This window comes from Okeania sp. SIO2C9 (assembly GCF_010672455.1).
GTDB lineage: Bacteria > Cyanobacteriota > Cyanobacteriia > Cyanobacteriales > Microcoleaceae > Okeania.
In genome coordinates this window covers 287,899-299,966 of sequence record NZ_JAAHGO010000001.1, presented here as the reverse complement: position 1 = coordinate 299,966, position 12,068 = coordinate 287,899, and the positions used below count along the sequence as shown (strand labels likewise).

Here is a 12,068-nt window from a genome sequence, read left to right as displayed (position 1 = left end):
TAATTAACAGCTTGACATAATCATAGATTGTACTAGATAATCATAGACTATCTATGTTTGATTTTATGCTACTAGGATTCAAAACTGAGTTACATCCAAATAATAAGCAAAAAACCTTACTAGCGAAACACGCAGGTGTGGCACGCCATGCCTGGAATTGGGGACTATGGCTAACTAGAAACATTCTTAATTCCCTATTCCAATAATCCTGAAAGTAAACTTAAATTTCCTACTGCAAACGAATACGCATAAACTTTTAGTAGCAATGGTTAAACAAACATAACTATTGGTACTATGAAGTATCGCTCAACAGCGCCTCAATATGCTTTGAGGCATTTATCTTTACTCTTGGAAACGTTGCTTCACCAAAGTGTCGGGAGTGCCTAAATTCAAGAAAAAAGGTAGAGATGATAGTTTTACTCTTGATGGTTCCATAACAGTAGGTTTTAATCGTATAAAGTTACCTCGAATTGGTTGGGTGAAAACTTATGAAATTTTGCCAGACAATGTATCTCCTAAATCTGTAACTATTAGTAGGAAATCAGATAGATGGTTTGTCAGTTTCACTCTGAGAAACTATACCTCAAATTACTGAGAAATCAGTAGATGTAGTAGGTGTAGATTTAGGAGTAAAATCATTAGCTACGTTATCTACTGGTGAGGTTTTTGTAGGTGCTAAATCTTATAGAACCCCTAACCGTATCTTTTGAGGAAAAGATATATGCTTAAGTTAAGTACAGTAGCGATCGCCTATTATAAACAAGAGTTAGGTACATGCCATATTCAAGCAGTTTAACAGACAAAGAATGGGTTATTATTGAACCATTATTGCCAAAAAAAAAGAAAACTTGTCCCACAAAATGGAGTAAAAGACAAATACTGGATGGTGTCCTCTACCAACTCAAGAATGGTTGTAATTGGTGTGATTTACCCAAGGATTTGCCTCCTTACTCCACAGTATTTTGGCAGCTACATTCAGTGGCGAGAATCAGGAGTAATTGAGAAGATTAGAGATGCACTACATTCTAAACTACGTCAACAGGTAAAAAAAAACCTAGTGCAGAATGGCGGAAATAACTGACCAGTTACAAAATCCTAAAAGCCTTACCAATCAATGCTTCTGACTTCTGACTTCTGACTTCTGACTTCCGCGTAGCGGCACTAGATGGACAACTTTAATTATTATTGATTCACAGGCAGTAAAAAATACCTGTAATGCTAGTGTCAAATCGAAGGGATTCTGTTTTTACAAGACTACTAACGGAATTAAGAGACACTTAGCAGTAGAACACCTTGGCTTTCCCTTTTTTGTCCATTGCACCAAAGCATCAGTTTCTGATGACATGGGATTAATTGAAATGTTGTCACATAACATTGATTACTTTAAATCCAAACCTGTAAACATTCCTAAAATTACTATTCTACTTGATAACGGATACCACCCCGAAAAAATCATACAGGAGTTAAAGAAAATTTATCCTGCGATTATGACCAAGATTCGGTTTAAATTATCACCAAAGCCATCAAAGGCAGAGAAAAAACAGGATTTGTTCCCGTCAAAGCCAGGTGGGTAATTGAAAGAACCAATTCCTGGATGGAAAGATGTAAAAGCTTGACCAAAAATTTTGAGAGAACTCTTGACCATGCAACAGCCAAGATTAATCTTTGTTTGATCCGACTGATGCTTAAGAGGTTAGCGATCGCCTAAATTTTTAGAGATACGATCAGGGGTTCTATACGGTGGTGATATATAGCAATGTGCGCTGGCATATTTACAAATTGCAGGAATTGTCCAATAGCTAAAATCTTATATTATCAGCTTTTTCTTCCCCCTATTGCCTGTTGCCTTCCGGAGCTGTTGCCTAAAGTCCTAAAATTTTGTACCTCACTAACTCCGAAACTGCTGTAATCTCAACGATTTGTGCAGTCACGATCGCTGATACTTCCATTAGGTAGAATTGTATTGCACAGTTGTATTGTTTCCCAGGAAATATATTCCCCCTCCATTCCTTGAAAATTTGCACCCTCTAAATGTGCTCCTTTGAGATTAACGCCTCTAAGAGTAGCTCCTTTGGAATAGGATGATGCTGCAGGTGTTTTGAGAGTACATTTCTGGGAAGCTAAACAAGCTCTTTCCAAAAAAGCATTCTCCAGATTTGTTTGCTCTAGAATCGCTCCACCAAGATAGGTATCAGATAAGTTAGCTTTTTTAAAGTTCGTCAAGGTCAAATTAGCCCCTTGTAAGTTAGCACCTGCTAAATTTGCCTTCTCAAAATCAGCTTTTTCTAGAATAGCTCCCTGTAAGTTAGCTCCTCTGAGTATTGCTCCTGTTAACCGACTGTTTGTTAACTCAGCATTTGCTAGATTCGCACCTTCCAAATTTGCATAAGCCAAGTTTGCACCTTGGAAATTTCCATTGACCATTTGAGCTGCCTGAAATTTGGCACCTTGAAGATTAGCGTGTTTTAGATTAGCTCGTGTCAGGTTGGCACCTTGTAAATTTGCCAACATTAAATCAGCATTTTGGAGGCTAGCATCAGTCAAATTAGCCACTCTAAAATCAGCATACTGAAGTTTAGATTTTTGCCATTGGGTTTGAGAACAGTTGGCTCCCTCAAAGCTAGTTCCTTTGCCATGAATATTTTTCAGGTTCGCTCCTTTGAGTTGAGAAAAATGAAAGTTGAGTCCTTGTATACTAGCTCCCTCTAATTCACATCCTAAACATTCACCCTTTTGTAACAGATACTGTAGAGCAAATGGTTGGGGAGAAATAAAAGTAGCGATCGCACTTCCTAAACTCAAAATTCCTGCCAAAGCTAAGAGCAATAGTAATTGCTTCATTGAATTTATCCTTTTTGTTTAAAAGCTATAAATATTAACCGAGCGTTGATACTTGATGACTGAGAAAATTGAGGGTGATCGCTACCAACCCAAGAATTGTCATAGACTTTAAGCCTCCTTTTTTCCTATACAACAGGGAATCATTAACCAGTGTGATCATGGCAATAACAACTAATAAATTCAAGCCCCGAAAGGGAACTAATGTTGGATTAAACGCCAGTAACAACAACTCAACACCCCAAACATAGACTACACTCATAAATAATACTAGACCATAACGATTAAGTCCTATTGTTAGACTATAGCGACAAATCAGTGAACTAAAACTCCCAACTAAAACACATCCTCCCAAAAAAGTAACAGCACTTAGGGGATGCATTAATAAAGCGGCAACAGCAGAAAGAACAATATAACCTCCAGAGCGTACTGATGACTTTTGGTAAAGAAAGTAACCCAAAAGCAGTATTACGCCAAATTGCAATAGAGGATAATTGAACTCAATATTCAGTTTGTCTGCATAAGCAGGATGAACAATATTAAAGTCTAGATCTAGCCAAGACCAGCCTAACCAATAAATTGTCGCTACAATTCCCCCTGTAAATAGGGTGGTGACACCAATACCTTGGAGAACTTTTAATCGGTCTTGTTTAGTCCAACTCAAGGCAATGATGGCTGGTACCAAACTTCCTGTCAGACCATCCTCGGCAAATCTCATCCAGCCTAAGTTATCATACAAAATAGCAATGGGATAGACCAAAAATAGAGACATCATTGCCAGGATATACATAGGTGTTCTAGGTTTGAACGACTTGATCAAATAGCGGAAGTAGCGTTGATAGAGAGCATATAAGACAAAAGTCAGAGCAACTAAGGTAATACCCCAAATGGGTGATAATATTAGTGTTACGACTATAAGTCCTGGAACAATAATTCCTCCTGGAATTACGCCTTCAGTATTTTTGTAATGAAGGGCAGAATAAGCACCAATGAGTAATGCTAGACGCGTAATTTCTGACGTGTTGAGCGGTTCAAACATACTTTCTGTTTTGTTTTTTTATGCTTTGCTTTTTTCTGTTTTGTTTTTTTCTGTTTTGTTGTTTGAGGTGTTTCCAATGTCGGAATTTGGACTAAAGTTTGGAATAAACTTAGGAGTTCTTGTGCTTGGGGAGTATGAATGTTGACAGCTCCCACTAACAGTATATTTTTCTCCTGTATTGTTTGGGTAATTTGGGTGAGTAATTTGGTGGCAGGGGCATCTTTAAAAGAAGTGGAGTCACCCAATAACAATAAATTCTCTGGTCGATCTACGAACAACTTTTTTACTTCTGCTTCGCAGCTTCCCAGGGTGACAAATTGATTGAAATTTAAGCTCTGGGCAAGTTTGGCAAATAAAGCTACTCGTGGTATTCGATCCGAACGGTTATTGAGTAAAATAACTTTGGCGTGCTGAGGATATTGAGCAAAAATACGATCGCATAGTAGCTTAAAGCTTTCTCTGTCGTTGACAGCAAACATATTTGCCCAAATTATTCTAGAACCTTGCCAGTTTATTGATTCCAGTTTCATGGCACTCTGATCATTGAGAGTTTGCCACATCGCTGGTAGCGCTCGTTTACGAGGAACTTTTAATAATTTTGCAACTTCAATAGCGATCGCTACATTATCTTCTATGGCAACGGCACTAAAACCTTTGATGTCTTCCGTTCTGACTTGATTAGGATTTGCTACAATAAACTTGGTGCCTTTCTGTTTAGCTTTAGTTTTGAGAATATTGAGTAATTTGGGGTTAGATTCAGTTGTGATCAGAGTACCATTTTGGGGAATGGTGACTGCCAAGGAATTGGCGATTTCCTCTAGAGTTTCTCCCAGATATTCTGGATGGTCATAGCGAACATTGGTGATAATACCAATATGAGAGCGGATGATTTTTCGTTCTAGCCATTGTGCATAGACTGGGTTAATAGCCATGCATTCCATCACAACAGCTTCTGCTTGCTGGCGAAAAAAATTCCGCATTACTTTTACTTGTTCGTTAACGTTAGGATAACCTTTGCGCTGCCAAACAGACTCTTTGCCATTGGGGTGAATAATATGAGCGGTACTACCAGTAATTTTACCAAAGGTTTTATACCCTGCTTCTCGCAAAATTGCTGCTACATAGCGGGTCACAGTTGATTTACCACGAATGCCATTGACATGAACCCGATAGAGAATTTTGTCTCGTTTTCGAGCAAATTGCTGATAGGAGATTAGCAAGTATAAGATATAGATCCCTAAGCTTATGAGGGTGAATAGAAAAGGTAAAGCCTCCTTTAACATTTAAAATTGAATCCTCCAAATTATATTAAGTACCTTGCTGTCAATAAAATTAACTTTGACTCTTGAGGAGTCAGGATACAGGAGCCTGGAGTCAGAATACTTTGGGAAAATTTATAGCAGGCAACAGTGGGAAAAACATTTCTCTATCTAAAGTTCATCATCAATCTATATCAAACACCAACTTGTTCCTTGCTATACTTGCTGCAATGAATGCCTTTTATGTTACTAAAATTGAGGTTTAAAAGCCCGAAAGGTAAGGTGGAGTTTGGCTAAACCAGGAGAACCTGTCAATTTTAAAAAGTCGCGGGCGTGGGGAACATTAAGTTGAATCAGATTTTTCAACTCTAGAGGCTTTTCCCAACTCACACAGGCAAAATCATCAAACATCGCAATTCCTTTCCCTTTTTCAGGAGGATAGTGACGGAGCCAGAGCATCACAGCACGGGGGTTATCTTTTTTTGGATTGACCACTTGTTCTGGATGCCTATCCTTGGGTATGTTCCAGTCTACAACAATAGGTTCCCATTCAAAAGTATGACCGGGGTGAGTAAAAACAATCTCATCTCCAAAAGCTTGCTCTCCTTCACTAGCACTATACCGAACTTTCAGCTCTATTGAACCTGCATTTTCCCCTCTTACATATCCCAACAGTGTCAAATCTTTCTCCGGCCGATCGCTTGCATCTTCAAATACTCGCATTCTTTGGCGAAACGGAACTACTGCAACCTGACGATTATTAGCCGATCGCTCTAGACAAATCCCGGTAATGCCTTGATGTGACCCTTGATAACAAGGAAAGGATGTTTTCCCTTTCTCAGATACCGCCCAACGATTTATATCCTGTTGTTCTGAGTCCATGTCCCAATCTTCTGCGTCACCAAATGCCATAATATCCCGCCCTAAACTAAGTTGGGATATTTCACCAGCGCTGACTTCCACCTGATAAAGCGATGCTTCACTGGGAGCGATCGCCCGTAAATCTACCACTGCCGATTCATTTTCATTTACCATAACAGGAACATCAAAACTGTATTCTTTGATACTAAGATTAGATTGATCTGCCCCTTTCAGGGAAACCCAACCCCGATTGAGATAGGGATAGACTAGTACTCCATCGCGAGAAAATTCCCCTATTCTACGAATAAATCTATTTGCTAGGTCTCCTCCTATGAGTTGGGGACGATAGTCTTCTAAATAAACAGGTATAACCTGGAGTTTGGTGACTTCTCGTTCTTGGATATCCGCCAGAGCTACTAATTCCAAGAAAGTTTCCAGGCGATCGGAATCAAAGACCAGGTTCCCGAGACTATGAAATAAGGGCACACCATGATAAAACCCTAAACCTTGAGCCACATGAGGATGGTGTCCCAAGACCAGTCCAGCTCCAGCACTTGCTACTTTGTCCATCAGGTTTTCTACATAGGATGTAGGGGTGTATGTATACTCAGTGCCTGTGTGTAGTTGGACAATCGGAAATCGTCCTTGGTCTCGTTCCTGGGCAATTAAGGCTTCTACTTTTGTCATGTCACGGAGGTCTGCGGCACCTCCCTGATTTTCTGTGGCCACAAATTGTAGGGGTTCTGGATAGTGATCGCCAGCAATGGAAGAAAAAGAAAACAGAGCATATTCTGCATCTCCCAAATTGAGATGATAGGGGCGTTGGGCTGTAGTTGGGGTGAGTCCAGCGCCACTGTAGGCCAGACCAATATGTTGTAAATTTTCTATAGTGGTAGTTAACCCAGATGCTAAATAATCCCAGAGATGGTTGTTACCTAGGGTTACATAATTAACTCCTAATTTATAGAGTTCTTGGACTGATTCGGGGAGGGTCATTTCAGTTATCAGTTATCAGTTATCAGTTATCAGTACCTCTGCAATAAGGAGGCTTGAAATCTGAAATATTCTCTTTTTTTATCCCCTTAAAAGGGGAGGCGCATACCCAGAATTTTTCGGTAAAAAAACTATAGGGTTTAGCCCAATGGGGTGTTTTTGGGTTATCTAGGACTGGGGTTTCCAAATTTACACTGCGAAAATCGCTGACATTAGGTTGAAATAGAGGTTGTAAATCTTCTAGCACTTTGGCACTTCCATCTTGGGGATGGGAGGCTTGAATTAGAGCATCACGGTTATTTGGAGGAATTTTATTGCGGGGGGTTTTCTTTTCTGGGTCGAGAAACCGCCTACCCATTGCTACGTCTCCTCCAAACAGAAATCGAGTTTTCGAGTCTATCCGTTTTACTAAAGGAATAGGTGCGACTTCCACTTGAGAGGTTGTCAGGGGTAATGTTAGAACTAGAGGAATGATTTCCTGGTAATAGTCGGGGGTATCAATTTCCAAAAGTTTGTTTTGACGAGGTATGGAGGGAAAGAAATACTCTCCCGAAATATTAGTAACTGTCTGTTTATCCCCCAGACGAACTTTTATATTACTTAGAGGGATATCTTCAGTTCCCACAATTCTGCCCTGTATCTGAATGGGGGTGTTTTGATACTGACGCTCCAGACGCATTTCTTCAGCTACTAAGGGATTCAACGATTCCTGGAGAGACCAAGCTTTGGCTGGTGCGGGATAAAAATATAGAGTTAGGAAAAGGAATATTGTTAAGCAAAAAATTATTTGCCCTAATAAATTGATATTAATTTTTTTAGACATTAACTAAACTTTATTTTACTGGTTCAACGGCCTTAGTCTTCGGTTGAGTTTCTAGCCATTCCTGATACTTTTTCTCATGCCCACCAAATGAATCAACAGAGACATTAACATCATCATCTTTCAACAATGAATAATGAATAATGAATAATGAATAATTACCTCTCCTTGAAAAGAAGAGGATTGACAAATTCATGAAAATTTTTTTTCACAGGAGTCGATTGGATAGGGCTCCGAGACCTCGCCATCCCATCCTAGGTCATGCTGCGCAAACGACCGCTTATTATCCCCTATCCAAGGGGAGGCGCATACCCACAATTTTTCGGTAATCCATTCTTTACAGCGGTTTTCCTGCACGGTAGACCACCGTAGAGACGTTCCATGGAACGTCTCTACAGGGCGCGTGATTATAACGATGTGGTTCATCAATATGAAAAGCGCTGTAAACTCTTCTATACTCAAAGGTTGACACTCACAATAACCAACGGCAGGCGATCGCTCTTCAACTCTGAAGACTGATAAAAAACTGGGTTTATATGAGATATCCCACAAAACTGACATCTACAAAACACAAAGTCGGTTTCTGTATTTATAGCGATCATACTGGATTTGATTTAACCTAACAGTCACAAAAATGATTACTTTTTAGCTAAATCTTACACCTTAGTAATTTCTAAAGATATTCCTCCTTGGTTATTATTTAAGTTTACAGAATCGTACGCGAGCAGGACTATCAAGTAATACCAAATCTCAAAAATTTGCTATATATTTTTATTAAACGGATTTGATATTATTCAATTTTCGCCATCTCTACAACTACATAGATAAAATACCTAACCTAAAACTTTTGTCCGGAAAGTTGACAAGTTCACTTGTTTATGATAATCAATGCCAGATTATGATGTTTGAAAATCTATGCTTACCTAATTAAGGTTAGTATTAAAAAATATCAAAAATTCTGGTACTATATCATGTCCGTTTAATTAGTTATAATAAAGTTCTTAAGTGCTAGGTCGTAGGTGTAAATTCAAGTGATAACACTGGAAACGGAGCACAAATTTAGGATATTCCTTCAAGAGCGCTTCAATAGAACATTTTTATTATACTTAATCATCCGGACGTGGTATTGCTAAATATCGTTAGGAGTCAGGAATAATTCCATGAATGAATTCTCCAAAAGAATATATTTAATTGTCAAATTAACCCTGGTTGCTTTCGGAATAATTGTTATTTTTACAACTTTTATAAAAACAGAACATTATGCAAATTCTGTTTCCCTGGAAGCAGCTGAAAAAATTGCTGAGATTAGAAATACAAAATATATCCAGTCTGTTAATATTTTAGATTCACAAGTAACTGAAAATAGCGGAGAATATGATGTTATTCAGTTACAAACTAGATTAAAACAAAAAGGTTATTATCCTGGAGCGATAGATGGAATTTATGGAGAACAAACTCAGGATGCTGTTTATAACTTTCAAATTAGTCTGGGGTTAGAAGCAACGGCAATAGTTGATGAAAAAACTTGGACTTTGCTTCAAGGAAATACTAACAGCTTCCCCCAAAAATCTTCCTCAGTAAAGTTGCTCTCTCCGGATATACAAAAAATTGTTGACCGAGGTGAGTTAATTGTTGTGATGACAGAGTATGATAATTCACCTTTTTTTGTTGAGAATAAAAGGGGTGAATTGGAAGGATTAGATATTAAAATTGCCAGAGGTTTGGCTGAAGCTTTAGGGGTTGAACTTCAGATTAATCGTAGTGCTAAAACTTTTAATGAAGTGGTTGAATTTGTCGATCGAGGTCAAGCAGATTTAGCGATTTCTAAACTTAGTCAAACTTTGAATAGAGCTAAAATAATTTCTTTTTCTCATCCTTATTTGACCATGCGCCAGGGTTTATTACTCAACCGAATACAATTAACTAAGGCAGCTAAAAATAAAGAGACAGTAGAATTTTTGAGGGATTTTGAAGGCAAGATTGGAGTAATTAATGGTTCTTCCTATGAAGGATTTGCTAAACAGAAATTTCCCAAGGCTACAATTGTGACATATCCGAGTTGGGAAGAGGTAGTGAAAGGTGCTATTCGAGGAGATATATTAGCAGCATACCGGGATGAATTAGAAGTAAAAAAGATTGTTATAAATCAACCAAATGTGGCTTTGAATTTTCAAACTGTTGCCTTAACAGATACTCAAGACCCTATAGCAATTGCTCTGCCATGGTCTAGCAATCACTTGTTAGAATTTGTTAATTTATATCTACAAATTACCAATAATCATTATAGTGTTAAGAGTTTGTTGGATGAGTATTCTGAGTTATTAGAAACATCTAGTGCAGATAAATTTAATTGAAGAAGGAAGAAGGAAGAAGGAATAAGGAAGAAGTAAGAAGAAGTAAGAAGAAGTAAGAAGGCTTTAATTATCGGCGTTGCTGATTCTGGGTATAATTTTGCCCCCCTAGCCCCCCAATTTTGGGGGGAATAAAACTCTAAAAGTACCCCAATGCGCGGGGGATGCGCGGGGGCGAAGGCGAGAACCAAACAATCGCGCATTCATACTTCAATTCAGCAACGCCTAATTATCTAGGAGAGAAGGAAGAAGTAAGAAGGAAGGAGGAAGAAGAAGGAAGAAGGCTAAATTGCATGGGGATAGTCAACTACTGGCCACTTTGTCTCTTATGAGCCCAAACAATTTTAATTACCTCCTGTCATTTCAGTTATCAGTTATCAGTAAAGTGGGGTATTAAACAAGTCACAGAAAAGATAAAAAATTTTTATAATTGTTCATTATGAAAAAAAACAAAGGATTCAATTTTTATTCATTAATTAGAGTTTTGCGTAATCCATGGTATATTATACCTGGAATTTTACTAGGATTATATATAGGAATTTTTCAAAAAGATATAGCTGCGATTTTAACTCCTTTTGGAAATCTTTATCTTGAGCTGTTGAAAATGTGTGTTTTACCTTTGTTATTTTCGGCAATAACAATGAGTGTAGGCAGACTAATAGGTAGTCAGGAAGCTAATAAATATGTCAAACGTATTTTAATTGTATTTTCATTAGGACTTATTAGCGTAAGTATAATTGGAGTAATTGTTACATTACTCACTAATCCTGGAGGTAATTTAGATGATTCAAGTTTAACAACTTTGGGGATAATTGTTAACAAATCCCAATTAGATTTAGAGGTATCTCTTACTGGTGAAATTATTGAAGAAGTGGTCGAGCCAGAAATAAATTTAATATCTTTTTTATTTAATTTAGTTCCTGAGAATATTTTTGCATCTTTAAGTGAGGGTAATGCTCTGGAAATACTGTTTTTTGCTATTGTTTTTGGCATAGCAATGGGATATCTCAAACAATCTTATAAGGAAGATGTATTTAATATTTTAGAAACTATATTTCAAGCTTCAAAAAAGTTAATTGATTGGATAATTTTATTCCTGCCCATGGGTTTATGTTGTCTTTTAGCTAGCCAAATAGCGACGACTGGTTTTGGTATTTTAGCTGCTATGAAAAATTTTGTAATCATTACAATTTTAATATTTTTTATTATTTATGTAGTTAGCACCCTGGTTGTTTGGCAAAAGGCAGATTGTTCTTTGTGGAAAGTGTTGATTAGTTTAAAAGAACCAACTATTTTAGCTTTGGCAACTAGGAGTAGTTTTACTTGTTTACCGTCTTCCATTTCTGCTTTAACTGAGCTACTGAAATTTGATAAACAAACAGTTAATTTGGTGATTCCTCTGGCAATTACTGTTTGTAGATTCGGTCCCGTGGCTTATTTTGCCACAACTTCTGTATTTGTAGCTCAACTTTATCAGCATCAATTAAACTTATCTAGTTTTGTAATTATTATTGTTGCTTCCATTTTAGCAGGGATGGCAACAGCAGGAGCAACGGGAATTTTAACTTTAACATTATTAGATTTAGTGCTACAACCTTTGGGATTACCACTAGAAGCAATATTGGTACTATTGATTGCGGTAGACCCAATTATCGATCCGTTCCGGACTTTGGGGATTGTCCACACAGGAATTGCAGCTACAGCAGCAGTTGCTGATTATAAGCGATCGCCTGGATTAAATTCTCACACTCAAAGTTTGATAGTCTAATTCACTAAAGTCATATCAAATCCGGTTAAATACTTATCATATGACTTTAACTAGAGGTACTGATAACTGATAACTGATAACTGATAACTGAAATGACTTGGTGGTGCTGCATTATTAATGGTAGTGCATTGTAATTATT

12 protein-coding genes are annotated in these 12,068 nt (G+C 37.7%); 7 read left to right on the top strand and 5 right to left on the bottom strand.

Annotation, left to right across the window (positions count from 1 at the left end; translation table 11 throughout):
- Positions 1–53: 53 nt before the first annotated feature.
- The 4 genes from F6K23_RS01210 to F6K23_RS01195 all read left to right on the top strand — a co-directional run bounded on the left by F6K23_RS01210 (position 54) and on the right by F6K23_RS01195 (position 1,574).
- Positions 54–206, top strand: a complete 153-nt coding sequence (locus F6K23_RS01210) for a helix-turn-helix domain-containing protein (RefSeq protein WP_367267574.1) — start codon at positions 54–56, stop codon at positions 204–206.
- Between the two features lie 164 nt (positions 207–370).
- Positions 371–595 carry a hypothetical protein gene (locus F6K23_RS01205; protein ID WP_293149724.1) on the top strand — a complete coding sequence of 75 codons (225 nt, stop codon included), beginning with the start codon at positions 371–373 and terminating at the stop codon, positions 593–595.
- 179 nt (positions 596–774) lie between these two features.
- Positions 775–1,002: a transposase gene (locus tag F6K23_RS01200; RefSeq protein WP_293149722.1), complete on the top strand. Its 228-nt coding sequence runs from the start codon at positions 775–777 to the stop codon at positions 1,000–1,002.
- Between the two features lie 176 nt (positions 1,003–1,178).
- Positions 1,179–1,574 (top strand): transposase, encoded by a 396-nt coding sequence (locus F6K23_RS01195; protein ID WP_367267576.1) that lies wholly within the window; start codon positions 1,179–1,181, stop codon positions 1,572–1,574.
- A gap of 337 nt (positions 1,575–1,911) precedes the next feature.
- Here the strand turns inward: F6K23_RS01195 and F6K23_RS01185 are convergent, their stop codons facing one another.
- The 5 genes from F6K23_RS01185 to F6K23_RS01165 all read right to left on the bottom strand — a co-directional run bounded on the left by F6K23_RS01185 (position 1,912) and on the right by F6K23_RS01165 (position 7,813).
- On the bottom strand, positions 1,912–2,841 hold the full coding sequence (locus tag F6K23_RS01185; RefSeq protein WP_293149720.1) for a pentapeptide repeat-containing protein: 930 nt from the start codon (positions 2,839–2,841) through the stop codon (positions 1,912–1,914).
- 34 nt (positions 2,842–2,875) lie between these two features.
- Complete coding sequence (locus F6K23_RS01180) at positions 2,876–3,877, bottom strand: poly-gamma-glutamate biosynthesis protein PgsC/CapC (RefSeq protein WP_293149718.1); 1,002 nt, start codon at positions 3,875–3,877, stop codon at positions 2,876–2,878.
- Positions 3,838–5,160 (bottom strand): poly-gamma-glutamate synthase PgsB, encoded by a 1,323-nt coding sequence (gene pgsB, locus F6K23_RS01175; RefSeq protein WP_293149716.1) that lies wholly within the window; start codon positions 5,158–5,160, stop codon positions 3,838–3,840. The genes F6K23_RS01180 and pgsB overlap by 40 nt, the downstream gene beginning before the upstream one ends.
- Positions 5,161–5,385: 225 nt before the next feature.
- Complete coding sequence (locus tag F6K23_RS01170; RefSeq protein WP_293149714.1) at positions 5,386–6,993, bottom strand: CapA family protein; 1,608 nt, start codon at positions 6,991–6,993, stop codon at positions 5,386–5,388.
- A gap of 22 nt (positions 6,994–7,015) precedes the next feature.
- Entirely contained in the window at positions 7,016–7,813 is a 798-nt protein-coding gene (locus F6K23_RS01165) for a carboxypeptidase-like regulatory domain-containing protein (protein WP_293149712.1), read from the bottom strand.
- Positions 7,814–8,191: 378 nt separating this feature from the next.
- Here F6K23_RS01165 and F6K23_RS01160 point away from each other — a divergent pair, with 378 nt between their 5' ends.
- The 3 genes from F6K23_RS01160 to F6K23_RS01150 all read left to right on the top strand — a co-directional run bounded on the left by F6K23_RS01160 (position 8,192) and on the right by F6K23_RS01150 (position 11,929).
- Entirely contained in the window at positions 8,192–8,329 is a 138-nt protein-coding gene (locus F6K23_RS01160; RefSeq protein WP_293149710.1) for a hypothetical protein, read from the top strand.
- Positions 8,330–8,970: 641 nt separating this feature from the next.
- Entirely contained in the window at positions 8,971–10,164 is a 1,194-nt protein-coding gene (locus F6K23_RS01155) for a transporter substrate-binding domain-containing protein (protein ID WP_293149708.1), read from the top strand.
- A gap of 436 nt (positions 10,165–10,600) precedes the next feature.
- On the top strand, positions 10,601–11,929 hold the full coding sequence (locus F6K23_RS01150; RefSeq protein WP_293149706.1) for a dicarboxylate/amino acid:cation symporter: 1,329 nt from the start codon (positions 10,601–10,603) through the stop codon (positions 11,927–11,929).
- Positions 11,930–12,068 lie beyond the last annotated feature (139 nt).

What these genes read in the sequence shown, in the direction of transcription:
- F6K23_RS01185 (WP_293149720.1), bottom strand. Translation starts at nt 2,841, where the DNA reads ATGAAGCAATTACTATTGCTCTTAGCTTTGGCAGGAATTTTGAGTTTA.
- F6K23_RS01210 (WP_367267574.1), top strand. Translation starts at nt 54, where the DNA reads ATGTTTGATTTTATGCTACTAGGATTCAAAACTGAGTTACATCCAAAT.
- F6K23_RS01165 (WP_293149712.1), bottom strand. Translation starts at nt 7,813, where the DNA reads ATGTCTAAAAAAATTAATATCAATTTATTAGGGCAAATAATTTTTTGC.
- F6K23_RS01180 (WP_293149718.1), bottom strand. Translation starts at nt 3,877, where the DNA reads ATGTTTGAACCGCTCAACACGTCAGAAATTACGCGTCTAGCATTACTC.
- F6K23_RS01170 (WP_293149714.1), bottom strand. Translation starts at nt 6,993, where the DNA reads ATGACCCTCCCCGAATCAGTCCAAGAACTCTATAAATTAGGAGTTAAT.
- F6K23_RS01150 (WP_293149706.1), top strand. Translation starts at nt 10,601, where the DNA reads ATGAAAAAAAACAAAGGATTCAATTTTTATTCATTAATTAGAGTTTTG.
- F6K23_RS01160 (WP_293149710.1), top strand. Translation starts at nt 8,192, where the DNA reads ATGGAACGTCTCTACAGGGCGCGTGATTATAACGATGTGGTTCATCAA.
- pgsB (WP_293149716.1), bottom strand. Translation starts at nt 5,160, where the DNA reads ATGTTAAAGGAGGCTTTACCTTTTCTATTCACCCTCATAAGCTTAGGG.
- F6K23_RS01155 (WP_293149708.1), top strand. Translation starts at nt 8,971, where the DNA reads ATGAATGAATTCTCCAAAAGAATATATTTAATTGTCAAATTAACCCTG.
- F6K23_RS01200 (WP_293149722.1), top strand. Translation starts at nt 775, where the DNA reads ATGCCATATTCAAGCAGTTTAACAGACAAAGAATGGGTTATTATTGAA.